The following is a 26,393-nucleotide window of genomic DNA, read 5'->3' on the forward strand; positions in this document are numbered from 1 at the left end:
TGACTGACAACAGCAAATCCGGCTAGGCTGCCCTTCTCGAAATCCCCGAACCTGTGCCCATCGCAAGCCACACCACCCGGTACCCACATGTCCACCTCCTACACCGCCCGCTTCAGCGCCGTCCTCGCCTACATCGATGCCAACCTCGAAGGCGATCTGTCCGTGAAGGCCCTGAGCCAGGTGGCGCACTTCTCGACCTACCACTTCCATCGCCAGTTCAGCGCTTTCGTCGGCGTGCCGGTTGCCCGCTATGTGCAACTGATGCGCCTGCGCCGCGCGGCCCGGCGCTTGGCAGGTCAGGCGGAGTATTCGGTGCTGGAAGCGGCGCTGGATGCCGGGTTCGACAGCCCGGAGTCTTTCAGCCGGGCCTTCCGCCGGGATTTCGGGACCAGCCCCAGCGCCTTTCGCCAGAACCCGGAATGGCAGGTGTGGAATGCGGTGTTCGCCATCCCCCACTTTTCGAGGAACATCAGCATGCAAGTGAAGATCGTCGAGTTCGCCGAAGTGCGCGTCGCCGCCCTGGAACACCTGGGCCCGCCCGGCCTGGTCCAGGACACCGTGCGCCGCTTCATCGACTGGCGGATGCACAGCGGCCAGTCGCCGGTGGCATCGAGCCGCACCTTCGGTATCCCCTTCAACAACCCGGATACCACGCCGCCCGAGGAATTCCGCTTCGCCGTCTGTGGCGAGATCGATGAAGCGGTCAGGCCCAACGACACCGGCGTCGGCGAGTTGCGTATCGCCGGTGGCCGCTACGCAGTGGTCCGCCATCACGGCTCGCCGGACCATATCGGCGAAACCATCTACCCGGTCTACCGTGACTGGTTGCCGGCAAGCGGCGAGGAACTGCGCGACCAGCCGCTGTTCTTCCACTACCTCAGCGTGTTCCCGCAGACCCCGCTGGAGCAGTGGCAGACGGATATCTACGTGCCCTTGCAGTAGCGCCGTCAACTGGCGGTCTTGAACCTGGTCCAGGCACGCATCCGTGCACGCATGTCCGACTGCGGGATGTCCTTGCCGGGAATCAGGCGGGCAAAGGCGCTTTCATCAGGGTAGATATCCGGGTTGTCGCGCATCTTCGGATCGACCTGCGTCCGCGCCTTGGCGCTGGACGTCGGGTAACCGGTGAACGTGCTGATCGCCGCCATGTTCTGCGGGCGCATGACGAAGTTGATGAAGGCGTAGGCGTACTCCGGATGCCGGGCGTCCACCGGGATCGCCATGTTGTCCATCCATACCGTGGTGCCCTCGCGGGGGATGCGGTACTGGAAGCTGGCCGGCTTGCCGGCGGCGTCGGCGGCGCGCTGGGCCTGGGTCATGTCGCCGCTGTAGCCGAGGGACAGGCACAGGTTGCCGTTGACCAGGTCGGTGACCGGCTGCGACTGGAACTTGCGGATATAGGGACGCACCTTCATCAGCAGCTCGCTGGCGGCGGCCAGGTCTTCCGGCCTGGCGCTGCGCGGCTCGCGGCCGAGGTAGTTGAGCACCACCGCCAGCACCTCGTCCGGCGAATCGATCACCGAGATCCCGCAGTCGGCGAATTTGGCCGCGTACTCTGGCTTGAACAGCAGGTCGAGGCTGTTGACCGGGGCGTCGGGCATGCGCTTGCGGATCATCTCGTCATTCCAGGTCAGGCCGATGCTGCCCCAGGTATAGGGCACCGTGGCCGCCGCCGAGTGCGGGTAGTGCTCGCGCAACCGGCGCAGGCCCGGCTCGATATCCGCCAGCGCCTCGATCTTCGCCGGGTCGAGCTTTTGCAGGCTGCCGGCACGCATCAGGCGCTCGGCCACGGTGTCGCCCGGGAAGATCAGGTCATAGCCGCTGCCGGAGGTCATCAGCTTGGCCTCCAGCACCTCGCTGCTGTCCATCACGTCGTAGATCACCTTGATCCCGGTTTCGGCAGTGAAACGCGCCAGGGTGTCCTCGGCGAAATAATCGGACCAGTTGTACAGGCGCAGCAGCTTGTCCTGGTCGTCGGCCTGGACCGTGCCAAGGCACAGGGACAGGCCGATCACGCTAAGCAGACGTTTCATCTCACACCTCCCGGGCAGGACGCCAGACGCTGGTCGAACCACCGTCGAGGCTGAGCAGGGTGCCGTACATCTCCGGCCGGCGGTCGCGGAAGATGCCCCAGGTCAGGCGTTCTTCGCGCATGGCCGCGAGGTCCAGGGTGCGCATCAGTACGCCGGGCGTTTCGCGGTCGGCCTCGGCCAGTAGCTTGCCCTTGTGGTCGCTGATGAAGGACGATCCGTAGAAATCCATGTGCAATCCGGGATCACCGGTCGCCACCTCGCGACCGATGCGGTTGGCCGCAACCACCGGCAGCAGGTTGGCCGCGGCATGCCCGCGCATGGTCATCTGCCAGTGATCGCGGGAGTCGAAGGCGGCAGCACCCGGTTCGGAACCGATCGCCGTGGGGAACAGCAGCACCTCGGCGCCCATCAGCGCCAGGCTGCGCGCGGTTTCCGGGAACCACTGGTCCCAGCAGATGCCGATGCCAAGGCGGCCGAAGGCAGTGTCCCAGACGCGGAAGCCGGTATCACCGGGGCTGAAGTATTCCTTCTCCTGGTAGCCGACGGCGTTGGGGATGTGGGTCTTGCGGTAGACCCCGAGCAGGCGGCCATCGGCGTCGGCCACGCTAAGGGAGTTGAAGAAGGCATTGCCGGCCTTCTCGTACCAGCTCAGCGGCAGCACCACACCCAGTTCCCGAGCCAGCGCGGCGAAACGCTGGAGCACCCGACTGTGGGCATATTCCTCGGCCAGGGCGAGATGCTTGTGGTCCTGCTCGATGCAGAAATACGGAGTGGCGAACAGCTCCTGCAAGAGGATCACCTGAGCGCCCTGGGCGGCGGCATCGCGTACCAGTTGTTCGGCACGGTCGAGGTTGTCGTTCAAGTTCCAGGTGCATGGCATCTGGGTGGTGGCAATGGTGAGAAAGGTCATGCTGCTTCCCTCTTCGATGGCCAGGCCGGCTGTTGCTGGGTGATGCAGTGCACGCCACCGCCGCCATGGGCCAGATGCTCGATGCGCACCGGCACCACTTCACGATCGGGGAAGGCCCCGGCCAGCACCCGCGCCGCGTCACGATCGGCCTCGATGCCGTAGGCCGGCATGATGATCGCGCCGTTGGCGATGTAGAAATTGGTGTACGAGGCGCAGAACACCTCTGCCTCCGGGTCCACGGCGGCGCTGGCTTCGTACAGGTCGATCAGCTCGAAGCTGCGCCCTTGGGCATCCCGTGCCAGGGACAGGGCACGACGGTTTTCCCGCACCACTTCGGCGTACACCGAATCGCGGTCATGGGTCGCATCCACCAGCAGCACGCCAGGGCGGGCGAAGGCGCAGACGCCATCCACATGGCCGTCGGTCATATCGCCGGTGACATACTTCGGGTCACCCGGCAGCCAGATCGTCTTCTTCACGCCAAGCAGGCGGGCGAACAGTTCCTCGGCGTCGGCCTTGTCCAGCCCCGGGTTGCGATTGGGGTTGAGCAGCACCGACTCGGTAGTGACCAGGGTGCCTTCGCCATCGACATGGATGGCCCCGCCCTCGTTGGCCAGCCAGGTGCCAAAGCAGTCCAGGCCCATGCCATTAAGCACACGCCGGGCCAGGCCTTCGTCCAGGCCATGGGCCGACTTGCCGCCCCAGGCATTGAAGCGCCAGCTGACGCCGGCCAGGCCGTGCTGCGGGTGGCAAATGAAGGTTGGCCCGGAATCGCGGCACCAGCTGTCGTCCACCGGCTGCTCGATCAACTCGACATTCGCCCCGCACAACCCGGCGGCGCGGGCCCGGGCGCCGGGGGCGACCACCAGTTTCACCGGCTCGAAGCGGGCGATGGCATTGGCGACCCGGGCGAAGTCTTCCTGAACCTGCTCCAGGCGCACGCTCCAGGTGCTCTCCCACAAGGCCCGGTTATGCGGCCAGACCATCCAGGTCGCGGCATGGGGCGCCCATTCCGCGGGCATCATCCAACCAGTGCTTCGATCGCCGTTGCACATCATGCTCAATCCACCTTCAGTTAAGTATTTTTTATGACTTAAATCCGCTGTTGCGGAATGAATGTCATGCTATGGCGCAGACTGAGCGGCAACAAACGATGGATTTAGCCGACAACTGATTAGCAGGACTTATCAATCATGCTTAAACACTGGCCACCCCTGAACGCCCTGCGCGGCTTCGAAGCCGCCGCGCGCCTGGGCAGCTTTCACCAGGCGGCGGAGGAACTGCACCTGACCCAATCGGCCATCAGCCAGCAGATCCGCAGCCTGGAAACCTTTCTCGAGCAGCCGCTGTTCCACCGCAGCGGGCGCAGCGTCAGCCTCACCGATGCCGGGCACGACCTGCACAGCACCACCCAGGCCATGCTGCAACAGTTGTCGGTGGGGATTCGCCGCCTCGACCAATACCGCAAGCCCAACCAACTGGTGGTCAACACCACCCCGGCGTTCGCCCGGCACTGGCTGCTGCCGCGCCTGGGGGATTTCCATCGGCTGCATCCGCAGGTGGACCTGTGGCTGTTCACCACCTACGAAACACCGGACATGTCCAGCCAGACGGTGGACCTGTGCCTGCGGGACGACCTGGAGCAGCAGGCCGGATGCAGCTACGAAGTTTTGCTGGAAGATCGGTTCTACCCGGCCTGCCACCCCGGGCTGATCGACCAGCCGGCGGCACAGCGCACCACCCTGCACGGCGAACGGGAGATGGACTGGAGTCGCTGGTCGGTGCAGGGCGGCGAGGATGTCGGGCAACGCACCCACGGGCTGAATTTTTCCGATCCGGGCTTGTTGCTGGATGCAGCGTGCGAGGGGCATGGGGTGGCGCTGGTCAGCCAGCTGCTGGCCGCGCGGGCGCTGGAGAAAGGCTTGCTGCAACCGCTGAGCGAGCAGCGGGTAGCGGGTGTCAGTTGGGTTTGCCTGGTGCATCAGGACAGTGAGAAGAGTCCGTTGACCCGGTCGTTCATGGGGTGGTTGCGGGCTTGCCTTTAGAAAGGCTGTGCGATCAGCAGGATTGCCGTGCCATGGGCAGCGATTGCCAGAATCACACCATAGCGCAGCCTGATCAAGGCGCAGGCCACACCCTACAGCAGCGTGAACACCAACACCGGCCAGCCCGCCTGGGTGACGGTGAACGCGAGAAACACATGACAGGCGGCAAAGGCCAGCGCACTGCCCAGCGCGGCCCGCAGCGGCGAGGCATGCTGTTCCAAATAGCCCTGCAATACCCCGCGGAACAGCACTTCTTCAAGTGCATTGCCGCCATAGGCAAGCAGCAGCAAGCCACCGAACCAGAGGTTGAAACCGCTGAACCCGCCGCCCTGATACAGGCGCAACGGAAGACCGATGGCACAACCAGCCAACAGCCCGAGGGCCAGCCCCGTGGCGAGATGGCCCTTGCGCCAGACGACCAATGCCAGTAGCTCCGGCGCCAGTTGCTGCAAGACCGCGATCAGTCCCAACGACATCAGCCCCAGCGCAGCGAGCACCAGCGGATTGTCGATGAAGCCGATGCGCACCTGGCCGTCCAGCGCCCACAGACCGGTGGGCGTCATGGCATCGCGCAGGAGGATGAAGGTCAGCAGCAGGATGGCGATGCGCAGGCCGGCCTGGGCTTTCGGGGTGAGCGCGAACCACAGCAGGCATAGGATCAGGCCGGGGGTGATGTGCACGAGGTAAGTGGCAAGGTGGGCGAGTCCGTCCTGGAGCATTGCAGGTGTCCGTCTGCGACTGGGGGGTCAGCAGTCTATCCGATGATGTGTTGTGGGTCTTCAGGGCCCCATCGTTGGCACTCGGGCCTTGTAGCTGGTCACCATCCCAAGGCTCACCAATTTTCTCAAGAGCGGCTCGGAACCTGTGGGAGCTGGCTTGCCAGCGATGAGGCCCTGAAAATCACCAGAACATCATGAAGCCAGCGCCAACCCCGCCAGATACCCGAACACCATCCCAGGCCCCAGGGTGATCCCGCCACTGGGGTAATAACCGCCCATGATGCTGTTCATGTCGTTGCCCACCGCGTGCAGTCCCGGAATCACTTGCCCGTTCCGGTCCAGCACCCGCGCCGCCGCATCGGTCTTCAGCCCGGCGAAGGTGCCGAGGCTGCCCGCCACCAGCCTTACCGCATACAGGCGCCCGTGCAATGGCCGTAACGACGGATTCGGACTGTTCGAGGGATCTCCCGAGGCCCGGTTGTACGCCGACTGCCCTCGCCCGAAATCCGGGTCGTTGCCCAGCCGCGCATGCTGGTTGAAACGCTCTAGGGTTGCCTGCAACTGCAGCGGGTCCAGCCCGCAGCGCGCGGCCAGCTCCCGTGCATCCCGCCCCTCGCGCAGGTAGCCGCAACGCCGGTAATACCCCAGCGGGAACGGCCATGGCTTGGCCCAGCCGATGCCGAAGCGGCGCTGCGCCTGGTGGTCGCAGATCATCCAGGCCTCGGGTTCCTGCCCTGGCGGCGTGCGCGCGAACAAGTGGTTCATGAAGTCGTGATAACAGTCGGCCTCGTTGGTGAATCGCCGGGCATCCGCGCCCACCGCGATGAAGCCCGGTTTGCCGCGATCCACCAGGTGAGGAAATCGCCCTGGCGGCCCGTTGCGCCGAGGTACCAGCGAAACCGGTGCCCAGGCCGCGTCGTGGGCAAGATCGTCACCAACCAGGCCGCCCACGCCTTCCCCAAGCCGCAGGCCATCACCGCTGTTGTCCAGCGGTGCGGCGCAGTAGTGTCGATGCTCGATACGTTGCGCCAGGCGCTGTGGATCATGGGCGAAGCCGCCACAGGCGAGCACCACCCCGCGCCGGGCGAGTACGCGGCGACCGTCCAGTTGCGCCCCGCTCACCCGCTCGCCGTCGCGCAGCAGCCCCAGCACCGGGCTTTGCGTCAGCAACTGCACCTCCCGGTCCAACGCACTGCGCAACAGCCGCGCCACCAGGGCATTGCCATTGACCAGGTACATGCCGCGCCGGTGAAGCAGCAGGTCCAGGCCATGTCGCCCCAAACGCGTGCCCACATGCCAAGCGGCCTTGAACGAACGGCGAACATTGAAGAACGCGCCCATGTCGGCACCGCCGGCGATGCCCATGCCGAACAGGCTGACGATATCCAGCGGCGGCCGCAGGTGCTCGATCCACCGTCCCAGCCGGCGACCGTCGAAGGGCTGCGCGCACAGCGAGCGGCCACCTGAAGCCGAGCCCTCGCCATCACGCATATCCGGCATGGCACTGCCCGGGTAGAACTGCACCGCGGTATGGTTGTGGAAGAATTCGACCATCTCCGCACCGCGCTGCAGGTACACCCGCTGCTGCTCGCTCAACGAGGATCCATGCATCTGGGCCAGCAGATACCGCTCCGGCGCATCGTCGGTCTCGACCCGCCCCAGCGGATTGCGCGGCACCCACAACCAGCCACCGGACCAGGCACTGGTACCGCCCAGCCAACGGCTTTTCTCCGCGACAATCACGCTCAGGCCATGACTGGCCGCAGTCACCGCCGCCGCCAGTCCCGAGGCTCCCGAGCCGATCACCAGCACATCGCATTCCAGCGTCTGCATCGGTTGCGAACTCATTTGAGCGGCGAAAAACCGGTGGGCCGCAGCAGCCGCGACTCCAGTTTCAGCACGGCGCCCAATTCCTTGTTCTTGCGTCCGAACTCGGCCCAGCGCGGATCGGCGGCCATCCTCGCGCGACGTGCGCTGCGATCGTCGAGGCTTTCATAGGCCCAGATATGCACCACCTGGTTGGCCTCGCCGAATTCGGTGGTGAAGAAACCCACCAACTGGCCGAGGTGCTCGGTCTGCACCGCCAGGGCATCGCTCTGGTACAGCGCCAGCCAGTCGGCCATGCGGGTCGGGCTGAGGGTATAGGTGCGCAGTTCGTAGTACATGGTCATTTCTCCAGGGTGAGCGAAGGGGTGTGGGCGAGCCGTTCGGCGGCGTCGCAGGCGGCGAGCCAGCCGAAGGTCAGGCCGGGGCCAAGGGTGATGCCCGGCCCCGGGTAGGTGCCGTCCATCAGCGAATTCATGTCGTTGCCAGCGGCGTACAGGCCGGGGATCGGCGTGCCGCTGGCATCCAGTACCCGTGCCCGGCCGTCGGTGACCAGGCCACGGGCCGAGCCGAGGTCACCGGTGTGCAGGCGGATCGCGTACCAGGGCGCCTGTAGCAACGGCGCGTTGCACGGGTTCGGCTGGTGTCCGGGATCGCCCATGTAGCGGTTGTAGCTATTGCCGCCCTTGCCGAAGGCGCGGTCCAGGCCGTCGCGGGCATCGTGGTTGTAGCTGTCCAGGGTGCGGCGCAAGCCTTGGGGATCGATACCGACCCGTGCCGCCAGTTGCTCGGCACTGTCGGCACGCAGCAGGTAGCCGGCGTCGATCAACGCCTGGTTGTCCACCGGCTTGGGCCGGGCCAGGCCCAGGCCGTACTTGTCCAGGGCCTGGGCATCGCAGATCAGCCAGCACGGCGTGCTGCCCGTGGCGAACATGCGCTGGACGAAATGGTGGTAGGAGTCGGATTCGTTGACGAAACGCTCGCCCTTGCGGTTGACCGCGATCACCCCCGGCTTGGCGCGGTCGGTGACCAGGTGGGGAAAGCGTTCGCGCTCGCCGTTCTTGTGGGTGACTTCGGAGACAGGCGCCCAGAAGAAGTTGGCCGCCAGTCCCTGGCCCAGTACCGCGCCGGTCGCCTGGGCCAGGCGCAGGCCGTCACCGGTGTTGGACGGCGGCGACATGCTCAGGTGGGCGCTGCCGGTATCCGGGCGCTGTGCCGCCGCTTGCGGCGAGGCGGCGAAACCACCGGTGGCGCAGACCACGCCGCCACGGGACAGCACGCGATGCTGGCGACTTTCGCGGGTGATAACCGCGCCCACCACCACGCCGTTCTCGACGATCAGTTCCTCGGTACGGCTGTCCAGCCACAGGGTCAGGCCATGCTCGAAGGCACTGGTCGCCAGCCTGGCGATCAGCGCGTTGCCCGTGGTCAGCCGGGTACCACGAGGATGGCTGATACGGTCGATGGCATAGCGTCCCATCAGTTTCAGGCAATGCAGCAACGAACGCGGCGAGCGCCGGAAGCTGAGGAAGTGCTGGATATCCACGCGATTGACCATCATCGCGCCGAACAGCAGCATCCCCGCCGGCGGCATCTTCAGGTCGTTGAAATGCGCGCCGAGGCGACGCCCGTCGTACTCCAGAATCTCGAGGGCCCGCCCGCGATCGGTGGCGCCCTCCTCGTCCGGGTAGTAATCCGGCGACAGTGGACGCAGGGCGTACTTGAGCTCGGTATTGGCCTCCAGCCAGTGCAGCGCTTGCCGCCCCTGCTCGATATAGGCCTCTACCAGTTCGGCGTTGTAGCCCGGGCCGATGGTCTTGTGCAGGTAGCGGCGCATGGCTTCGGGGCTGTCCTCGGCCCCGGCGGCACGGGCCTGGTCGGTGCCATGTATCCACACCGCGCCCCCCGAGATCGCCGAGGTGCCGCCGAACTGCCCGGCCTTTTCCACCATCAGTACCTTGAGGCCCTTGCATGCGGCGGTGGCTGCCGCAGCAAAGCCGGCCGCGCCGCTGCCCAGCACGATCAGGTCGAACCGCGCGTCGCCCTCGGACGGAAAGCGGGTTGCTGTGTTCATCGTGCCGCTCCTCACAACTGCAGGGGCGTGACGCCCATGAAATGACCGAGGTTGCCAAGCTGGGCGAAGGCCATCTGTGCACCGGTCTGGACCGCGCAACCGCGTTCGCGGGCGGCGGCAAGCAAGGGGGTGATCTCCGGCGAAGTGACCACATCGGCAACCAAGGTGCTGGCACGCAGGCCTTCCAGCAGCGCCGTGGGCAGCGGCAACTCACCGGTGCCGCCCATGCCTGCCGGGGTGGCGTTGACCAGCAGGTCGAAGCTTTCCAACGATTCGTAGCCGATCTCGATGGGCACCTCGGCGAAGGCCTTGCCCAGCAACCCGGCAAGGCTTTCACACCGGGCGGCGCTGGCATCGGCCAGCACCAGCGAGGCGACCCCGGCCTGGCACAGCGACCAGGCGATGGCGCTGCCTACGCCGCCGGCACCGATCACCAGAGCACGTTTGCCCCGGGCCTGGAAACCGTTGAGGCAGGCCGCATTGAGAAAGCCCTCGCCGTCGACGTTATCGCCCAGCAGGCGGCCATCGGCCTGGCGGCGGATCACGTTTACCGTGCCCAGTGCCGCCGCCCGCTCGCTCACCTCATCGAGACGCCCGGCCAGCACCTGCTTGTAGGGCACGGTGACCACCACACCGCGCAGGTTCTGCCAACCGCGCAGGGTCTCGATAAAGGCGTCGAGGGCGTCTTCGCGGATATCGATGGGCAACATCGCCAGGTCCTGGCGGTTGGCCTGGAACCAGCGATTGAAGTTTTCCGGGGATTTGACCTGGGTGATGGGCGACCCGACGATCGCCACCAGTTCGGTGGAGCCGTGCAGCATGCTGACCTCCAAAGGGTCGGTGTTGTTGTGCTGCAAGGGTGCGGTTCAACGCCGTCAGGGCCAATGGCGCAGATCGTCGTTTAGGTTGTTATTCGCTGTAGCACTGCGATAATCGCAGTCTTTCAGCAAATCAACGGAGCGCCAGGCCATGGCCCAGCCCGAGATCCATGCCCGTGACCTGATCGTCGGCCTGCAGAAGGGGCTGGCGTTGATGCAATTGTTCAGCGTCGATCAACCGAAGCTCAGCGTGCCCGAGGCGGCGCGCCTGTCCGGCCTGACCCCGAGTGCGGCACGACGCTTCCTGCTGACGCTGGTGCATGAGGCGTTCGTCGAAACCGATGGTCGTCACTACTGGCTGACACCCAAGGCGCTGCGCATCGGCCAGGCCTATGTGGATTCGGCGCAACTGCCAAGGATGCTGCGACCGGTGGTGGAACAGGTGGCGCGGACCACCCAGGAGCATGTGTCGGTGGGCACCCGCGATGGCGATGAGATCGTGCATATCGTGCGCAGCCGGTACAGCCACATCGCCTCGCTATCGATCCGGCCCGGGTCGCGCTTGCCGCTGTATTGCACCGCTGGCGGGCGAATCTGGCTGGCGTCCTTGGCGGAGGAGGAACTGGCGGCGTATTTCGCCCGGGTCGAACTGCGTGGCCTGACGCCGCATACCTGTGTCGATGAGCAGGCCTTGCGTGAGGAACTGCGTCGTGTGGCGGCCCAGGGATATGCCGAGGTGGACCAGGAGTTCGAGGTGGGCATGCGCGTGCTGGGGGTACCGCTGGTGGATCGGCATGGAGTGTTGCGCTCGACCTTGACCATCACCACCCATGCTTCAAGGATCAGCCTGGAGGAAATGCGGCGGAGGTATCTGATGCCGCTTTATGAGGCACAGGCGTTGTTGAAGCCCGTCATGGAGGCCTGAAAGCCTTGTGTTGCCTGGAAGGGCCTCATCGCTGGCAAGCCAGCTCCCACAGGTTCCGAGCCGCTCTTGAGAAAAATGATGAACTTTTGGATGGCGACCAGCTGCAAGGCCCGAGTGCGCCGCGTACCCTGTGGGAGCTGGCTTGCCAGCGATGAGGCCCGCAAGATCACCCTGAAACCTGAGGGGCACACCACTCCCGCAACAACCCCGCAAACACCTGCGCCGCTTCCGACAACGGCCGGTCCGTCGGTGTGGTGAGGCCGATCGGCGCCCTGAGCAAGGTACTGCTGAACGGCAAGGCCTTGACGATCCCCAGCCGCAGATCCAGATCCACCACCCCACGCTGGACGAACCACACCCCGTCGTAGTCCTGCACATACACCCGTGAAAACGTCTCGCTCAGCGACTCCTGGATGGTAAACCCTTCCTCCGCGCCACTGGACAGCAGGAAGTTGTCGACGCTGATCCGCACCAGCGTGCCCTGGGGCGAAACCAGCAGCACATAGGGCCGCAAATCCTCCAGCATGAGCCTTTCCCGCGCCGCCAGCGGGTGCCCGCTGCGCACCACCAGCAGCAGGTCTTCTTCGTACAGTGCCTCGAAGACTACGCCGAGCATGTCGCGCCCGATCAGGCGTCCGACGATCAGGTCCAGCTCATGGGTGCGCAGCTTGCCGACGAGAAAGTCATAGACACCGGCCAGCACCTGCACCTGGATCTGCGGAAAACGCTGGCGCATCTGCGCGATCACCGGGGCCAGCATGTAGCCCGCCGCCGTCGGCAAGGCGCCGACCCTCAGCACCTGCGGCGCCTGGGGCTGCACCTGCCCCTCATCCAGGGCCATGCGGAAACTGGCCATGGCCTGCGCCGCGTGCTTGTGGAACGCCTCGCCGGCGCGGGTCAACTGCACGCCCTTGCGCCCGCGCACCAGCAGTTGCGAGCCCAGCTCCTGCTCCAATTCCTTGATGCTCTTGGAAACCGCCGACAGGGTGATATGCAGCAAGCGCGCGGCGGTGGCGAGGCTGCCGGAGCTGACCACGGCAAGAAATACACGGAAGTGGCGCAGGCTGATGGTGGAAAGATTCACTGGAATGGCCCGGAAGTTAATCAACCTGCAAGTTAACCAGGCAGCGCTTTTATATCAATTTAATCAACCAGCAACTTCATCTAGCATCCTCTCCATCATCAACAAGGATTCCCTCGCCATGACTCAAGCCCGCCCTCGCCTGGGCGTTTCCAGTGCCTCGCTGCCCAGCCTCGCTCCCGAGGCGCTGGTGGACGAACTCGCCCGCCTGGGTTACCAGGGCGTCGAATGGCGGGTCGCCGATATCGACAACCTGAACTCCAGTCGTGCCTGGGATGCACGCAGTAACAACCGCTGCACGCTGCCCCCCTGCGAGCAGGCCATCGCCCGTATCCGCCAGCAATGCCAGGCCAATGGCCTGGAGATCTTCGGCCTGAGCCCCTACCTGCCAGTGGGCGATGTGGAGCAGGCCTTGCGTCTGATCGACCTCGCTGCCCTGGCCGGCAATGCCCGCCTGCGCTTGTGGGCGCCGGGCTACGAGAACGAGCGCTACAGCGAAGCCAGCATGCGCATGCGTCGCTTCCTCGATCGCTTGCTGCCGCGCGCCGAAGCCGCCGGCGTACGCCTGGCGCTGGAGGTGCACCAGCGCACCATCTGCTCCAGCCCGTCCCTGGCCATGCGCATCGCCGAACACTACCCGGCGCAACACCTCGGAATCATCTACGACCTGGGCAACCTGGCCATCGAAGGCCGCGAGGATGTGCGCCTGTCCCTCGACCTGATGGGCGAGCACCTGGCCCATGTGCAGGTGAAAAATGTGGCCTGGGTGGCCCAGGCCGACGACCTGGGCTGGCGCTGGGAATGGTGCCCGCCGGACCAGGGCGTGCTGCCCCTGCGCAGCATGCTGCAGACCCTGGCCGCGCGCGGTTTCGCCGACTGGCTGTCGATCGAAGACTTCGACACCACCTGGCCCGACGCCCACAAGATGCTGCGCAACCGCGACCTGATCTGCCGCTATCTCGACCTGGATACGCCGGTCGCCCCTGTTTCCACCCCGGAGGTACCCTGCCAATGAACCTGCCCCACATCCCCCGCCGTGTTGCCCTGGTCACCGGCGCCGCCGGCGAGCTGGGCCGCGCCATCTGCCAGCGCCTGAGCCACGACGGCCTCGATCTGATTGCTGCGGATATCAACCTGGACGCCGCCCGAACCCTGGTCGACAGCCTGCCGCTGGCCGAGGGACAACGCGCCATCGCCGTGCACGCCGACCTGGGCGACGCTGCCTCCATCGCTGCCCTGGTGGAGCTGGGCGGCGGCGCCTTCGGACGTATCGATGTGGTGGTGAACAATGCCGCAGTCAATCATCGCGGCTCGCTGCATGATTTCGATCCGGCGCAATGGGACCACATGATGGCCGTCAACCTGCGCGGCCCGGCCCTGCTGTGCCAGAAAGTCGCGCCGTACTGGAAAGCCCAGGCCAGCGGCCGGGTGATCAATATCGTCTCGCGCTGCTGGGTCGCCGGTGGGCCGCCTGCCTATGTAGCCTGCAAAGCCGGGCTGGTCGGCCTGACCCGCTCCATGGCACGAGAACTGGCGCCGGACAACGTGACCGTCAACGCCATCGCCCCGGGCCTGCTGCCGTCGGCCTTCACCCTCGATGGCCGCGATGCGGAAAGCTTCGAGCGCATGGCCCGGGGCTCTATCAACAACACCCCGCTCAAGCGCCTGGCCACCCCGCAGGACATCGCCGGCACCACCGCTTTCCTGGCTTCGGAGGACGCCGCCTTCATCACCGCCGAAGTCATTCATGTCTGCGGCGGCAGCCAGCTGGCGCCCTTCGGCAACTGAGACCCGCCTTACCCGACCACCACAACTACAAGAAAGGTTCGCTATGACCACTCCCCATCCCGAAAACCGGCGCATGGCGCGTCGGGCTGCGTTCGGCAGCTTCCTCGGCAGCGTTGTCGAGTACTACGACTTCTTCATCTACGGCTCGGCTGCGGCACTGGTGTTCAGCACGCTGTTCTTCCCCTCCGGCGACCCGATGGCCGGTACCCTCGCGGCCCTGGCGACCTTTGGCGTTGGCTATATCGCCCGGCCCGTCGGTGCGCTGGTCTGCGGCCACCTGGGCGACCGCATAGGACGCAAGCAGGTGCTGATGATGACCCTGCTGCTGATGGGCCTGGCCACCTTTGCCATCGGCTTGCTGCCCACCTACGCGAGCATCGGCCCCTGGGCCCCAGCATTGCTGGTGTTCTGCCGCCTGCTGCAAGGTTTCTCCGCCGGCGGCGAACAGGTCGGTGCCAGCCTGCTGACCATGGAGCACGCCCCTGGCAAGAGCAAAACCTTCTACACCAGCTGGCTGATCAATGGCGCTTCCATGGGCTCGATCCTCGCCACTTCGGTGTTCATTCCGCTGTCCATGCTCAGCCAGGAACAGCTGCTGGCCTGGGGCTGGCGGATTCCCTTCCTGCTCAGTGCGGTGATGGTGGTCATCACCTGGCTGATCCGCCGCGGCGTGGAGGAAAGCCCGGAATTCAAGGCGAGCAAGCCGGCCGCACGGCGCCTGCCGGTGGCCGAGCTGTTCAACAAGGAGCGCCGCGCGTTCTTCACCGTGTTCAGCTGCGCGCTGATCTGCGCGGTGTCGTCGCTGGTGATGATCTTCGGGCTGTCCTGGGCGACCAACAACCAAAACGTTGATCGTCCATCGATGCTCAGCGCCATCGCCGCCAGCCAGGTCGTGGCGCTGATCTGCCAGCCGCTGTTCGGCCTGCTGGCCGACCGCATCGGACGCAAGCGCATCTTCGCCATCGGCTCGCTGGCCTGCTGTGCCGGGGTATTCCTGTTCCTCTGGTCAATCAGCACCGGCAACCTTGGCCTGATCCTGTTCAGCACCGTACTGCTCAAGGGCGTGCTGTACAGCGCACCGAACGCCTTGTGGCCGTCGTTCTACGCCGAGATGTTCAGCATTCGCGTGCGCTACACCGGCGTCGGCCTGGCGACCCAGTTGAGCTTCATCATCTCCGGCTTCTCGCCAAGCCTGTGCTACGCGCTGATGAGCGATGGCAACGACTGGGTTCCAGTGGCGTGCTTTATCGGCGGGCTGTCGTTGCTCGCGGCGATCGCGGCACTGGTGTCGCGCCCGGCAGGTGCCGACGAGCCAGTGTTGCAGGCGCGGCACGCTTGATTCAGAGATCCGGCTGTTCAGCCCGGCTTGATACCGGGTCGATCCCATCGCTGGCAAGCCAGCTCCCACAGGGTCAGCAGCGCCGCGGACACTGTGGGAGCTGGCTTGCCAGCGATGAGGCCCGAGAGAACCCTCGTAAAGCCAGGGTTGAAATGAGATTCGATATCAACTAGCATTTTGTTACTTTATATCGTACCGACTGGAGTCCCCCATGAAACCCGGCATCCATCCCGCCTACCGCCCTGTCCTGTTCCACGACACCAGCGCCAATGCTTTCTGGCTGATCGGCTCCACTGTCGATACCGACAAGACCCACGTCCACAGCGACGGCAATACCTATCCCTACGTCACCCTCGACGTTTCCAGTGCCTCCCACCCGATCTACACCGGCCAGGAACGCAAGGCCAAGAGCGAAGGCCGTGTGGCAGGCTTCAACAAGCGCTTCGCCGGCTTCACCGCTAAATGAAATGAAAAACGCCGCTTTCCGGAACCCGGAAAGCGGCGTTTGCGTTCAACGTCGAAGCAGCTTAAACGGCCAGGGCGCGCTCACGCAGTTCGCTGTTGAGGATGCGATCGTTCTCGCTGTAGTCCACCGGGCAGTCGATCACGTGCACGCCCGGGGTCTTGATGCAGTGCTCCAGCAGCGGCAGCAGGCCCGCCGCGCTTTCCACCCGGTGGCCGTTGGCACCGTAGGCTTCGGCGTACTTGACGAAGTCCGGGTTGCCGTAGTCCAGGCCGAAGTCGGTGAAGCCCATGTTGGCCTGCTTCCAGCGGATCATGCCGTAGCCGTCGTCGCGCAGGATCACCACGGTGACGTGCATGCCCAGGCGCACGGCGGTTTCCAGCTCCTGGCTGTTCATCATGAAGCCACCGTCGCCGCACACGGCGATGACCGGACGATCCGGGTACACCAGGTGCGAAGCCATGGCCGACGGCAGGCCCGCGCCCATGGTTGCCAGGGCGTTGTCGAGCAGTACGGTGTTGGGCTTGTGCGCCTTGTAGTTGCGGGCGAACCAGATCTTGTAGATGCCGTTGTCCAGGGCAACGATGCCTTCGGATGGCAGGGCGCGACGGATGTCGGCGACCAGGCGCTGCGGGTACACCGGGAAGCGGTCGTCGTCCTTGCCTTCGGCGATCTGCGCTTCGTTGGCTTCGCGAATCGCCATCAGGCGGGTGAAGTCCCAGTGCGACACGTCGCCCAGGCCTTCGCCGATCTGCCATACGGCGTTGGCGATATCGCCGATCACTTCGATCTGCGGGAAGTACACGGCATCGACTTCGGCAGAACGGAAGTTGATGTGGATGACCTCGGTGCCGCCACGGACCATGAAGAACGGCGGCTTTTCGATCACGTCGTGGCCGATGTTGATGATCAGGTCGGCCGCTTCGACCGCACGGTGCACGAAGTCACCGGAGGACAGCGCCGCGTTGCCCAGGAAGCGCGGGTTGCGCTCATCGACCACGCCCTTGCCCAGCTGGGTGGTGACGAACGGAATGCCGGTCTTCTCGATCAGTTGGGTCAGGACCTTGGCGGTCATCTTGCGGTTGGCACCGGCACCGATCACCAGGATCGGGCTGCGCGCGGTGCGCAGCTTGTCGATGGCAGCCTCGATGGCCACGTGCTCGGCCAACGGACGGCGGTGCAGGCTTGGCGGGATCGGCAGCACGTCGGTCTGCTCGGCGGCGATGTCTTCCGGCAGCTCCAGGTGCACCGCGCCCGGCTTCTCTTCTTCGGCCAGGCGGAAGGCTTCACGCATGCGCGAAGGGATATTGTCGGCCGAGGCGAACTGGTGGGTGTACTTGGTGATGGGGTCCATCATCCCGCACACGTCGATGATCTGGAAGCGACCCTGCTTGGACTTCTTGATCGGCTTCTGGCCGGTGATCATCAGCATCGGCATGCCGCCAAGGTAGGCATAGGCGCCAGCGGTCACCAGGTTGGTCGCGCCAGGACCGAGGGTCGACAGGCTGACGCCGGTCTTGCCGGTCAGGCGGCCATAGGTGGCGGCCATGAAGCCTGCGGACTGTTCGTGGCGGGTCAGCACCAGCTTGATCTTCGACTTGCGCAGGGATTCCAGCAGGTCGAGGTTTTCCTCACCGGGAATGCCGAACACATACTCGACACCTTCGTTTTCCAGGCATTGCACAACGACATCGGCGGCCTTGGCCATCTTGCTTGCTACCTCAAATGGGATTGCAGGATCAGGGAAAAAGGGTTGAGCGGTCAGCGCGGAGCGCTGACATCAGGCTGCCCGGTCGCCAACAAAGCGGCACGGACGAAGTCTTGACGTAAGCAACGCTGGATAAAGTCACTTACAAAGACGGCGCCATTGTCGCACCTTTTCGGCACTGCCATAGCTTGACGAATGGCAGTAAATGCACCGTTCAGCACCCGAAAGCGGGAGTCGGCGGCGGCGACCTTCTCCAGCGGCTGGCGCACACCGGCCGCAGCGTCGAGGTTTTGCTCGATAAACAGGTCCACGGCACCTGCCGAAGTGCCGGCCCGCTCCAGTTGCGCGTGCTGCAAGGTGCGGCTCAGGTACAGATCGTAGGCAGCACCCTCGCCTACCGCCAGGCGCAAACCGGGCTGGTCGAGTTGTTCCACATGCTGGAACGGCGCGTCTTTTTTCACCAGGTAGGTGCCTTCGATCAGCACGTAGGGCGCGCTGAAATGGATCTGCGCCTCGCGCACAGGCTCGATGGCGAGGAAGGCGACGGTCCAGGCATTGTCTTCCAGGGCGGCGAAAACCTTGCCGGCGGCATCGAAGGTGCGCATTTCCAGGGTGACGCCCAGTTCTTCAGCCAGCGCCCTGGCCAGGGCCACGGAAACGCCCTGGGGCTCGCCGTCCGGGCCGCGCTGGGCGAGGACCGGGTTGCCGAGGTTGATCGCGGCGCGGAGGATGCCGTCGGGGGCGAGGTCGTTGAGGATGGCGGGGGTTACTGGGGGCATTGGTGTGTCTCCGGCAATAGATGTTGGTCTTTCGGGCCTCATCGCTGGCAAGCCAGCTCCCACAGGTCCGGCGGTGCACGCGGTCAATGTGGGAGCTGGCTTGCCAGCGATGAGGCCCGAAAGGCTTACCAGATCGGCAAGGTATAGGAAACGATCAGGCGGTTCTCGTCCGCGCCACGGGCGAAGCTGGACCGATAGGCCGCATTGCGCCATTTGACGCCGACATTCTTCAAGGCTCCGGTCTGGAACACATAGCCCAGATCGGTGTTGCGCTCCCACTCGTGCCCGCCGCCACTGGTCGTGGCGGCATCGGCCTGGTCGCCGCGCACATAACGGCTCATGAAGGTCAGCCCGGGAATGCCGATGGCGCCGAAGTCATAATCGTAACGTACCTGCCAGGAACGCTCCCCCGGCTCGGCGAAGTCATTGATCTGGATGTAGTTGGCCAGGTACGGGTCGGTGCCGTTGATGAACGGCATGGAGGTCGAGCCGTTCATCTTCTGCAAACCGAGGCCAAAGGCGTGGCCGCCGAGGCTGTAGGTGAACAGGCCGCTCAGCGCACCGCTGTCGATGCGCCCGCCACGGGCCGCGCCGGCCTCCTCGCTGAGCAGGTAGCGCAGGTCGCTTTTCAGCTTGCCCGGGCCCAGCGCCAAGGTATGCACCAGGCCCAGGAAGTGCTGGCGGTAAACCTCTTCAAGCTCGGCGTACTGGTAGCCGAGGGTGAGCTGCTTGCTCAGCGCGTAGTCGGCGCCACCGATCAGCAAGGCATCGCCATCGGCCGCAGAGCGGAAGCGGCGATTCTTGTTGTTCAGGGTCAGGCCCACGGCATTGGTCGAGTCGCGGTCGGTCATGCGCTCGAAACGCGCGCCGGTAAAGGTCAGGCCCTCGATTTCCTTGCTGGTCAGCAGGCCGCCATCGAAGGTCTGCGGCAGGATGCGCCCGGTGTTGGCCTGCAGGGTCGGCAGCTTGGGAATCAGCGTGCCGTACTTCAGTTCGGTGTCCGACACCCGCACCTTGGCAGTCAGGGCGACCCGGCCGAACTCATCGGCGGCGTGGCCGTCATCGTGGGTTGGCAGCAGGCCGGTGCCGGTGCGATCCGGGCTTGAGTCAAGCTTGAGGCCGAGCATGGCCATGGCGTCGAGGCCGAAGCCGATAGTGCCCTGGCTGTAGCCGGAGCGCAGGTCGAGCATAAAGCCCTGGGCCCATTCCTCGCGCTTGCTCTGCCCGACGCCGTCGCGGAAGTCGCGGTTGAAGTAGTAGTTGGAGGTTTGCAGGCTGGCCTTGCTGTCCTCGATGAAACCGGCGGCGCTGGCGGTGCCGGTGGCCAGGCAGGGGGACAGGGTGAGCAGGGTCTTGAGGATGTTCTTGTTGTGCATTGATGGGGATCTGTCTTTTTTATAGGTATGGGGGTGCCGGGGCCCTCGGGATCGGGGCCAGGCAGGAAGGAAAGTGTGGATTCGAGGGCCTCATCGCTGGCAAGCCAGCTCCCACAGGGTCTGTGTGGGAGCTGGCTTGTCGGCCGCCGCACCGCAGCGATAGCGGTCGTCAGTGCGCCGATGCCGCCACAGGCTGACCCGGCTCCTTGTTGCTCACCCGCATCAAGGCAGTCATGAGGAAGGCAATCACCAGCAGCCCGCTGAGGAACAGCAACCCGGTCGCCGCACTCTGGCTGCTGCCCTTGACCACGCCGATCATCGAAGGCCCGACGAAGCCACCCAGGTTGCCGATCGAATTGATCACCGCGATCGACACCGCCGCCGTGGTACGGTCGAGGAACAACGTGGGCAGCGCCCAGAACGGCGATTTGAAGCTGTACAGGCCGGACAGCGCGACGCAGATCATTGCCATCGACAGTACCGGACTCCCCAGCATGCCCGCCCCCACCAGCCCCAGCGCCGCTACCAGCAGCGGGATCGCCGAATGCAGCTTGCGCTCGTTGCGCCGGTCGGAGCTGCGCGACCAGACCACCATGGCGAGGGTGGCGACGATATACGGCAGCATGGCGATCAGACCGATCTCGGTATGGCTCAGGCTGGTGGAAAAGCCCTTGATGATCTGCGGCATCCAGTAGCCGACGCCGAGGCTGCCACACTGGTAGACGAAGTAGATGAAGGCCAGGTACAGCACCTTGGGGTTGGTCATGGTTTTCATGACGCCCAGGCTCTTGACGTTCTTGCGGCTCTTGCGGTCGCGCTCAAGCTCGGCCAGCAGCCATTCCTTCTCCTCGGGCTTGAGCCATTTGGCCTGCTCCGGCTTGTCGGTAAGGAAGAAGTAGCAGGCGACGCCCAGCAGCACGGCAGGGATGCCCTCGAGGAACAGCATCCAGCGCCAGCCGCTCCAGTCGAACCACTTGACGTTGTCCATGATCCAGGTGGAAAGCGGCGCTCCGATGATGTAGCTGACCGGGATCGCCGCGGTGAACAGGGCCACGGTGGTCGCCAGTTCACGGGAGCGGAACCAGTAGGTCAGGTAGACGATGATCCCCGGGAAGAACCCGGCCTCGGCCACGCCCAGGAGGAAGCGCAGCACATAGAGCTGGTTGGCGGTCTGGGCAAAGGCGGTGCCGGCGGCGATCAGGCCCCAGGTCACCAGGATCCGCGCGATCCACACCCGCGCCCCGTATTTGTTGAGCATCACGTTGCTCGGCACTTCGAAAAGGAAGTAGCCGATGAAGAAGATCCCGGAAATGAAGCCGAAGGCCTCGCTGGTCAGGGCCAGCTCCTTGTTCATCTCCAGCGCGGCGTAGCCGATGTTGGCCCGGTCCAGGTAGGAGACGATGTAGAGCAGGAACACGAAGGGGATGATCCGCCAGGTGATCTTGCGGACTATGGCGTGCTCGTCGAGCGTCTTGTTGTTGTTCATGATGACCTCTTGGAGGGCAAGCTTGCGCCTGCCTCGTGCGTTTTTATAGTGACCGGGGCGAACCCGGATGGATCAGGCAGAAAAAACCATGCACACCGGGCTGCCGATGGCGATCGAGAAGTCGCTGTCGTGTAGCCGTCCACTGGCCGCATCGACGGCCAGCGAAACGATGGAGTCGCTGTCTTCGTTGAGAACGAAGAGGAAGCGCTGGTTGGGCGTCAGGGCAAAGAAACGCGGGGTGCGGCCCAGGCTCGGGGCGAATTCCACCGGGCTCAGGCAGCCGCTGGCGGTGTCGATGGCGAACACCGCGATGCTGTCGTAGCCGCGGTTGGAGGCGTAGAGGAATCGCCCGTCGGCGCTTACCTCGATTTCCGATGCGCGGCTGTTGCCGGTGTAGGTCGATGGCAGCGACGGAAGTACCTGTACGGGGTCCAGCGCTCCGCTCACAGGATCGAAGCGGTAGCTGGTGACGCTGGAGTCCAGCTCGTTGATGGCGAACACCAGCGGCGCCTGCGGGTGTGCGGCGACATGCCGGGGCCCGGCGCCTTCACGGGTCACGACGAACGCCTGCTCGGTGGGAATCAGCCTGCCGTTGTCGAAATGGAACACGAAGATCCGGTCCAGGCCCTTGTCCGGTACCAGGACGAACCGGCCGCTGGGATCGAACAGATTGAAATGCGGTTTGGCGAATGGCTGCTCGATCCGGTGCGGGCCGCTGGGACCGTGCAAGGCCAGCAGTTGCACCAGCGCGCCGAGGGCGCCATCGGGCTCGATCGCCAATACGGTCAGGGTGCCGCTGAGGTGGTTGGACACCACCAGGAAGCGCTCGCTGGGGTCCAGGGCCAGGTGTACCGGGTTGTTGCCCTCGCATCCCTGGCGATTGAGGAAGCTCAACGTGCCGTTGGCCTTGTCGACGTTGAAGGCACTGACTTCGCTGCGGTCGCCGTGGACGCAATAGAGACGGTCTCCGGCGCGGTTGAGGGCGAGGAAGGACGGGTTGACCAGGTCCTCGACGACCTGCACGCGCTCAAGGCGGCCCTGGTCCGGATCGACGGCGAAGACGCTGATGCCGTCGCCGCGGGCGTTGCGTTCGCGAGTGGTGCGCGAGCCGATGTAGGCAAACATGGGGTTACTCCGGAATCTTTGTTGTTCTTGAGGGCCTCATCGCTGGCAAGCCAGCTCCCACAGGCAGCTCAGTACCCTGTGGGAGCTGGCTTGCCAGCGATCCGGGTCACCGCGAAACGTTGGTCCTGGCCACGACCTTGCGGATCACATAGGGCAGCACCCCGCCATTGCGCAGGTAGCGCACCTCCTGCAGCGAATCGATCCGCACCCCGACCTGCACCTCGTTCCGCTCGCCATCGGCCCGGCGAATCACCAGCAGCACCGGGTTGTCGCCGACCTGCAGATCATCCAGCCCGACAAAGTCCAGCGCTTCGCTGCCGTCCAGCTTCAGGTCGTCCACCGACTGCCCGTCCTTGAACTGCAACGGGATCACGCCCATGCCGATCAGGTTGCTGCGGTGGATCCGCTCGATACTGCGCGCCACCACCGCCTTGACCCCGAGCAGCGCCTGGGCCTTGGCCGCCCAGTCGCGGCTGGAGCCGGCGCCGTAGTTGATCCCGGCGAACACGACCAGTGGCGTGCCGGCATAGCTGCTGGCCGCTTCGTACAACGGCAGCACATCGATGCCGTCCGCCGTGCGCGCCCAGGCGCCCTGCCCCGGCTGTTCGGCCAGCAGGCGGTTGTGCACGGATTTATTGGTGAATGCGCCACGCAACATGACCTCGTGGTTGCTGCGCCGGGTCGAGTACTGGTTGAGGTCCCGAGGATCCTCGCCACGCGCCAGCAGCCATTGTCCGGCCAGGCTATCGGCCGGAATCGCCCCGGCCGGGGAAATGTGGTCGGTGGTGACGTTGTCGCCCAGTACCATCAGGGTCCGCGCGCCGGAAATCGCCAGGCTGTCCCGTGCCTGGGGCTGGATATCGGCGAGGTATTGCGGGCGGCGCAGGTAGGTGGATTGCGGACTCCAGGGGAACTGCACGCTGCCCTCGGCGGACAGCGCCTGCCAATGATGAGTACCGTCCCAGACCGTGGCCAGGCGCTGCCGGAAATACTCCGGCCGCACCACCCGGGCCACTTGTTCGGCGACCTCGGCGTCCGCCGGCATCAGATCATGCAGATAGACCGGCCGGCCTTGAGCATCGTCGCCCAGGGCATCGCGGGTGAGGTCGATATCGATACGCCCGGCGATGGCGTAGGCCACGCACAGCGCTGGCGAGGCCAGGTAACCGGCAGGCACCTTCGGGTTGACCCGGCCTTCGAAGTTGCGGTTGCCGGATAGCACCACCACGCCCTTCAAACCTTGCTCGGCGAAGTCCTCCACATGCGCTTCGAGCTTGCCGGAGTTGCCGATGCAGGTCATGCAGCCAAAACCGGCAAGGTCGAAACCAAGGGCCGAGAAGTCGTCCAGCAAGCCGGCCTCGGCCAGGTAGTCGGCGACCACCCGTGAGCCTGGCGACAGCGACGTCTTCACCCACGGCTTGCGTTGCAGCCCCCGTTCACGGGCACGGCGGGCCAGCAGGCCGGCCTGGATCATCAGCGACGGGTTGGCCGTGTTGGTGCAACTGGTAATTGCCGACATCACCACGGCGCCATGGCTGATGGACTCGCCGAAGGACGGCTCGAAGAACGCCTGGGCAGCGGGACCTGCAATCAGCCCTTCGCCACCCAGCACTTCCTCGCGGAACGAGGCGCCGGCAGCGGAAAGCGGCTGGCGCTGGTGCGGCTGGTGCGGCCCGGCAACGCTCGGTTCCAGGCTGGCGAGATCCAGTTCGATCAGGTCGTCGAACTGCGGCTCCGGCAGATCGTCCCGGCGCCATAGCGGCTGGGCTTTCATGTAGGCGGCCACTTGCTGGCGCAGTTGCGGCGAACGGCCGCTCAATTCCAGGTAACTCAGGGTCTCGTCGTCGAATGGGAAGAACACCACGGTGGCGCCATATTCCGGCGCCATGTTCGACACCGTGCCGCGCGCGGCCCAGCCCAGGGTGGACAGGCCGGGCCCGGTGAACTCGACGAACTTGCCGACCATCGGGCGCCTGCGCAGGATCTCGGCCACATGCAGGGCCAGGTCGGTGGCGGTGACGCCCGGGCGCAAGGCGTTGACCACACGGATACCGACCACATCGGGGAAGCTGATCGGCACCGGCTCGCCGACCATCGCCGCCTGTCCTTCCAGGCCGCCAACACCCCAGCCGAGCACACCGATGGCATTGATCATCGGGGTGTGGCTGTCGGTGGCGACCATGTCGTCCGGGTGCAGCAGGCGCCGGCCATCGGCGCTGCGGCCTTCCCAGACCACCCTGGCCAGCGCTTCCATGTTCATCTGGTGGATGATGCCGGTGCCGGGAGGGATCACCGCGAAATTGTCGAGGCTTTTCTGTGCCCACTTGATAAAGCGGTAACGCTCGCCGTTGCGGCGAAAGTCGATATCGAGGTTCTGCTCCACCGCATCGGCCTCGGCATAGCGCTCGACGATCACCGAGTGATCGATGGTCAGCACCGCCGGGATCAGCGGGTTCATCGCCTGCGGGTCGCCCCCCAGCTCGGCGACCACGTCGCGCATCCCGGCGAAGTCGGCCAGCGCCGGCAGGCAGGTGGTGTCGTGGAACATCAAGCGGTTGGGCTGGAACGGCACTTCGCAGGTCGGGCCCTGGCCGGTGGCACGGGCCAGCACCGAGGGCAATGCCTCGGGCGAGCAGCGGGCGACGTTCTCCAGGAGGATGCGGATCGAGTACGGCAGGCGCTCGACCTGCGCGGCATCCAGCAGCTTGTGCAGGTCGACGTAGGCAAACTCCTGCTGCTCGATCATCAAGGGGGAAAGAAGGTCGCGGGCTGTCTCGGTCATGCTGCTCATCGCTCGGCTTTTTATAAGGGTCACGGGCCGGACCAGGCCGTGCGCCGTTGATGGGGCCGATACTAGGAGCAGGCAGGCGGGATGAAAATTGGTCGATTGCCACAGAAGCGTTCTCCGATGGAGAACGCTCGAGTGGATCACTCCTCGCCGAGTTTCAGATGGTCGATAAAGGTCTTGAGGGTGGCGGAGGCCGCATCGTATTTACGCAAGACCAGCACCAGCGAGCGTTGCGCCCAGTCTTCGGCCAGGGGCACGGCCTTGAGCGAATGGCTGCGCTGGTACTGCATGACCACGCTGCGCGGCAGGACGGCAACGCCCAGGCCCGCCGAAACCAGGCGGCACATGCAGTCGAAGCTGCTGATACGGATGCGCAGGCGCAAGGCCAGGCCGAGCTTTTCCGCCTCGCTGGTCAACAGCATGTGCACCGAGCTTTCCAGATGCGGCCCGACGAACTCGTGCTCCAGGGCATCGCGAAACGGCACCGACCTGCGCTGGGCCAGGACGTGGCCGCTGGGAACCACCAGGGTCAGCTGGTCGTTACGGTACGGCAGGGTTTCGAGACCCTGGGCAGCGGTCTGCGCAGCGATGATGCCAAGGTCGGCGCGACCGTCGGCCACCGCCCGCACCACTGCCGAACCGACCCGCTCCTCGATATCGAACTTGATCTGCGGGTACAGCTCGGCAAAGCCGGCCACGTCCTGGGGCAGGAACTGCGAGAGCGCCGAGGTAATGGCATGGATGCGGATATGCCCCTTCACCCCGCTGGCGTAGTCGCCCAGCTCGGTGTCCAGTTGGGCCAGGGTCTGCTTGAGCTGGCGCGCATAGAACAGCAACGACTGCCCCGCCGGGGTGAGCTCGACGCCGCGGGCATTGCGGATCAGCAAGGGCGAGCCGATCTGCGCCTCCAGTTCGCTGATGCGCTTGCTGATGGCCGAGACGGCCAGGTGCCTGATCCGCGCGGCGCGGGTCAGGTTACGTTCCTGGGCGACGGTGATGAACAGGTCGAGGCTGGTCAGGTCGTAGCGCATGGGCGATTGCTCCATCGGCCAGAAAGGGCGCTGATTCTAGGGGAATCGTGCAGGCTGCTCAATTTGCCGGGCCTATTGCAT

Annotated in this window: 22 protein-coding genes and 1 pseudogene; 7 read left to right on the forward strand and 16 right to left on the reverse strand. The window is 65.1% G+C overall.

The annotated features are described in order from the left end of the window. The first annotated feature begins 87 nt into the window (after window positions 1–87). Window positions 88–942, forward strand: a complete 855-nt coding sequence (locus tag N7650_RS12605; protein WP_279898472.1) for an AraC family transcriptional regulator — start codon at window positions 88–90, stop codon at window positions 940–942. A 5-nt stretch (window positions 943–947) separates the two neighbouring features. On the opposite strand, the gene N7650_RS12610 is transcribed toward N7650_RS12605, so the two are convergent. From N7650_RS12610 to N7650_RS12620, 3 genes are read right to left on the reverse strand one after another with little or no spacing between them, the layout of a single operon-like run. Beyond that, entirely contained in the window at window positions 948–2,033 is a 1,086-nt protein-coding gene (locus tag N7650_RS12610) for an extracellular solute-binding protein (protein ID WP_279898474.1), read from the reverse strand. A gap of 1 nt (window position 2,034) precedes the next feature. Next, window positions 2,035–2,943 carry an N-carbamoylputrescine amidase gene (aguB, locus tag N7650_RS12615; RefSeq protein ID WP_279898475.1) on the reverse strand — a complete coding sequence of 303 codons (909 nt, stop codon included), beginning with the start codon at window positions 2,941–2,943 and terminating at the stop codon, window positions 2,035–2,037. Then, complete coding sequence (locus tag N7650_RS12620) at window positions 2,940–4,001, reverse strand: agmatine deiminase family protein (RefSeq protein ID WP_279898476.1); 1,062 nt, start codon at window positions 3,999–4,001, stop codon at window positions 2,940–2,942. Before N7650_RS12620 ends, aguB begins: the two co-directional genes overlap by 4 nt. Before the next feature lie 135 nt (window positions 4,002–4,136). Between N7650_RS12620 and N7650_RS12625 the strand changes: the two genes are divergently transcribed. Then, window positions 4,137–4,988 (forward strand): LysR substrate-binding domain-containing protein, encoded by an 852-nt coding sequence (locus tag N7650_RS12625; protein WP_279898478.1) that lies wholly within the window; start codon window positions 4,137–4,139, stop codon window positions 4,986–4,988. Here the strand turns inward: N7650_RS12625 and N7650_RS12630 are convergent. The 5 genes and pseudogenes from N7650_RS12630 to N7650_RS12650 all read right to left on the reverse strand — a co-directional run bounded on the left by N7650_RS12630 (window position 4,985) and on the right by N7650_RS12650 (window position 10,426). Beyond that, window positions 4,985–5,707, reverse strand: a pseudogene (locus N7650_RS12630) (CPBP family intramembrane glutamic endopeptidase). The gene N7650_RS12625 and the pseudogene N7650_RS12630 overlap by 4 nt on opposite strands. 192 nt (window positions 5,708–5,899) lie before the next feature. Beyond that, a complete protein-coding gene (locus N7650_RS12635) occupies window positions 5,900–7,540 on the reverse strand; it encodes an FAD-dependent oxidoreductase (protein WP_009401583.1) in 1,641 nt (546 codons plus the stop codon). Window positions 7,541–7,551: 11 nt separating this feature from the next. Further along, window positions 7,552–7,872, reverse strand: a complete 321-nt coding sequence (locus tag N7650_RS12640; RefSeq protein ID WP_037060827.1) for an NIPSNAP family protein — start codon at window positions 7,870–7,872, stop codon at window positions 7,552–7,554. Window positions 7,873–7,874: 2 nt separating this feature from the next. After that, on the reverse strand, window positions 7,875–9,605 hold the full coding sequence (locus N7650_RS12645) for an FAD-dependent oxidoreductase (RefSeq protein WP_009401585.1): 1,731 nt from the start codon (window positions 9,603–9,605) through the stop codon (window positions 7,875–7,877). A gap of 11 nt (window positions 9,606–9,616) precedes the next feature. Continuing rightward, the gene (locus tag N7650_RS12650) at window positions 9,617–10,426 is read right to left on the reverse strand and encodes a shikimate dehydrogenase (RefSeq protein ID WP_037060872.1); all 810 of its coding nucleotides are present in this window, start codon (window positions 10,424–10,426) and stop codon (window positions 9,617–9,619) included. A gap of 148 nt (window positions 10,427–10,574) precedes the next feature. On the opposite strand from N7650_RS12650, the gene N7650_RS12655 reads away from it, so the two are divergent. Then, window positions 10,575–11,348: an IclR family transcriptional regulator C-terminal domain-containing protein gene (locus N7650_RS12655; protein WP_009401587.1), complete on the forward strand. Its 774-nt coding sequence runs from the start codon at window positions 10,575–10,577 to the stop codon at window positions 11,346–11,348. Window positions 11,349–11,514: 166 nt separating this feature from the next. On the opposite strand, the gene N7650_RS12660 is transcribed toward N7650_RS12655, so the two are convergent. Next, window positions 11,515–12,432 (reverse strand): LysR substrate-binding domain-containing protein, encoded by a 918-nt coding sequence (locus tag N7650_RS12660; RefSeq protein ID WP_009401588.1) that lies wholly within the window; start codon window positions 12,430–12,432, stop codon window positions 11,515–11,517. A gap of 118 nt (window positions 12,433–12,550) precedes the next feature. On the opposite strand from N7650_RS12660, the gene N7650_RS12665 reads away from it, so the two are divergent. The 4 genes from N7650_RS12665 to N7650_RS12680 all read left to right on the forward strand — a co-directional run bounded on the left by N7650_RS12665 (window position 12,551) and on the right by N7650_RS12680 (window position 16,022). Continuing rightward, the gene (locus N7650_RS12665; RefSeq protein WP_009401589.1) at window positions 12,551–13,444 is read left to right on the forward strand and encodes a sugar phosphate isomerase/epimerase family protein; all 894 of its coding nucleotides are present in this window, start codon (window positions 12,551–12,553) and stop codon (window positions 13,442–13,444) included. Then, a complete protein-coding gene (locus N7650_RS12670) occupies window positions 13,441–14,217 on the forward strand; it encodes an SDR family oxidoreductase (RefSeq protein WP_009401590.1) in 777 nt (258 codons plus the stop codon). Before N7650_RS12665 ends, N7650_RS12670 begins: the two co-directional genes overlap by 4 nt. Before the next feature lie 43 nt (window positions 14,218–14,260). Beyond that, complete coding sequence (locus tag N7650_RS12675; protein WP_009401591.1) at window positions 14,261–15,556, forward strand: MFS transporter; 1,296 nt, start codon at window positions 14,261–14,263, stop codon at window positions 15,554–15,556. Window positions 15,557–15,767: 211 nt separating this feature from the next. After that, window positions 15,768–16,022 carry a type B 50S ribosomal protein L31 gene (locus N7650_RS12680; protein ID WP_279898481.1) on the forward strand — a complete coding sequence of 85 codons (255 nt, stop codon included), beginning with the start codon at window positions 15,768–15,770 and terminating at the stop codon, window positions 16,020–16,022. A gap of 61 nt (window positions 16,023–16,083) precedes the next feature. Here the strand turns inward: N7650_RS12680 and N7650_RS12685 are convergent, their stop codons facing one another. The 7 genes from N7650_RS12685 to N7650_RS12715 all read right to left on the reverse strand — a co-directional run bounded on the left by N7650_RS12685 (window position 16,084) and on the right by N7650_RS12715 (window position 26,312). After that, the gene (locus N7650_RS12685; protein ID WP_009401593.1) at window positions 16,084–17,727 is read right to left on the reverse strand and encodes an acetolactate synthase large subunit; all 1,644 of its coding nucleotides are present in this window, start codon (window positions 17,725–17,727) and stop codon (window positions 16,084–16,086) included. Window positions 17,728–17,780: 53 nt separating this feature from the next. Further along, on the reverse strand, window positions 17,781–18,506 hold the full coding sequence (locus tag N7650_RS12690; RefSeq protein ID WP_009401595.1) for a transporter substrate-binding domain-containing protein: 726 nt from the start codon (window positions 18,504–18,506) through the stop codon (window positions 17,781–17,783). Between the two features lie 125 nt (window positions 18,507–18,631). Then, window positions 18,632–19,882, reverse strand: a complete 1,251-nt coding sequence (locus N7650_RS12695) for an OprD family porin (RefSeq protein ID WP_279898482.1) — start codon at window positions 19,880–19,882, stop codon at window positions 18,632–18,634. A gap of 169 nt (window positions 19,883–20,051) precedes the next feature. Beyond that, a complete protein-coding gene (locus tag N7650_RS12700; RefSeq protein WP_279898484.1) occupies window positions 20,052–21,368 on the reverse strand; it encodes an MFS transporter in 1,317 nt (438 codons plus the stop codon). A 72-nt stretch (window positions 21,369–21,440) separates the two neighbouring features. Then, window positions 21,441–22,493 carry a lactonase family protein gene (locus N7650_RS12705; RefSeq protein WP_279898485.1) on the reverse strand — a complete coding sequence of 351 codons (1,053 nt, stop codon included), beginning with the start codon at window positions 22,491–22,493 and terminating at the stop codon, window positions 21,441–21,443. A gap of 106 nt (window positions 22,494–22,599) precedes the next feature. Then, window positions 22,600–25,275, reverse strand: coding sequence for an aconitate hydratase AcnA (gene acnA, locus N7650_RS12710; protein ID WP_037060878.1), 2,676 nt, complete (start codon window positions 25,273–25,275; stop codon window positions 22,600–22,602). 146 nt (window positions 25,276–25,421) lie between these two features. Beyond that, window positions 25,422–26,312, reverse strand: coding sequence for a LysR family transcriptional regulator (locus N7650_RS12715; protein ID WP_009401600.1), 891 nt, complete (start codon window positions 26,310–26,312; stop codon window positions 25,422–25,424). Window positions 26,313–26,393 lie beyond the last annotated feature (81 nt).

This window comes from Pseudomonas sp. GD04058, assembly GCF_029836855.1.
GTDB lineage: Bacteria > Pseudomonadota > Gammaproteobacteria > Pseudomonadales > Pseudomonadaceae > Aquipseudomonas > Aquipseudomonas bharatica.

Bases quoted from the DNA above. Each gene is read 5' to 3' on its own strand.
- N7650_RS12605 (WP_279898472.1), top strand. From the start codon at position 88: ATGTCCACCTCCTACACCGCCCGCTTCAGCGCCGTCCTCGCCTACATC.
- N7650_RS12610 (WP_279898474.1), bottom strand. From the start codon at position 2,033: ATGAAACGTCTGCTTAGCGTGATCGGCCTGTCCCTGTGCCTTGGCACG.
- aguB (WP_279898475.1), bottom strand. From the start codon at position 2,943: ATGACCTTTCTCACCATTGCCACCACCCAGATGCCATGCACCTGGAAC.
- N7650_RS12620 (WP_279898476.1), bottom strand. From the start codon at position 4,001: ATGATGTGCAACGGCGATCGAAGCACTGGTTGGATGATGCCCGCGGAA.
- N7650_RS12625 (WP_279898478.1), top strand. From the start codon at position 4,137: ATGCTTAAACACTGGCCACCCCTGAACGCCCTGCGCGGCTTCGAAGCC.
- N7650_RS12635 (WP_009401583.1), bottom strand. From the start codon at position 7,540: ATGCAGACGCTGGAATGCGATGTGCTGGTGATCGGCTCGGGAGCCTCG.
- N7650_RS12640 (WP_037060827.1), bottom strand. From the start codon at position 7,872: ATGTACTACGAACTGCGCACCTATACCCTCAGCCCGACCCGCATGGCC.
- N7650_RS12645 (WP_009401585.1), bottom strand. From the start codon at position 9,605: ATGAACACAGCAACCCGCTTTCCGTCCGAGGGCGACGCGCGGTTCGAC.
- N7650_RS12650 (WP_037060872.1), bottom strand. From the start codon at position 10,426: ATGCTGCACGGCTCCACCGAACTGGTGGCGATCGTCGGGTCGCCCATC.
- N7650_RS12655 (WP_009401587.1), top strand. From the start codon at position 10,575: ATGGCCCAGCCCGAGATCCATGCCCGTGACCTGATCGTCGGCCTGCAG.
- N7650_RS12665 (WP_009401589.1), top strand. From the start codon at position 12,551: ATGACTCAAGCCCGCCCTCGCCTGGGCGTTTCCAGTGCCTCGCTGCCC.
- N7650_RS12670 (WP_009401590.1), top strand. From the start codon at position 13,441: ATGAACCTGCCCCACATCCCCCGCCGTGTTGCCCTGGTCACCGGCGCC.
- N7650_RS12675 (WP_009401591.1), top strand. From the start codon at position 14,261: ATGACCACTCCCCATCCCGAAAACCGGCGCATGGCGCGTCGGGCTGCG.
- N7650_RS12680 (WP_279898481.1), top strand. From the start codon at position 15,768: ATGAAACCCGGCATCCATCCCGCCTACCGCCCTGTCCTGTTCCACGAC.
- N7650_RS12685 (WP_009401593.1), bottom strand. From the start codon at position 17,727: ATGGCCAAGGCCGCCGATGTCGTTGTGCAATGCCTGGAAAACGAAGGT.
- N7650_RS12690 (WP_009401595.1), bottom strand. From the start codon at position 18,506: ATGCCCCCAGTAACCCCCGCCATCCTCAACGACCTCGCCCCCGACGGC.
- N7650_RS12695 (WP_279898482.1), bottom strand. From the start codon at position 19,882: ATGCACAACAAGAACATCCTCAAGACCCTGCTCACCCTGTCCCCCTGC.
- N7650_RS12700 (WP_279898484.1), bottom strand. From the start codon at position 21,368: ATGAACAACAACAAGACGCTCGACGAGCACGCCATAGTCCGCAAGATC.
- N7650_RS12705 (WP_279898485.1), bottom strand. From the start codon at position 22,493: ATGTTTGCCTACATCGGCTCGCGCACCACTCGCGAACGCAACGCCCGC.
- acnA (WP_037060878.1), bottom strand. From the start codon at position 25,275: ATGACCGAGACAGCCCGCGACCTTCTTTCCCCCTTGATGATCGAGCAG.
- N7650_RS12715 (WP_009401600.1), bottom strand. From the start codon at position 26,312: ATGCGCTACGACCTGACCAGCCTCGACCTGTTCATCACCGTCGCCCAG.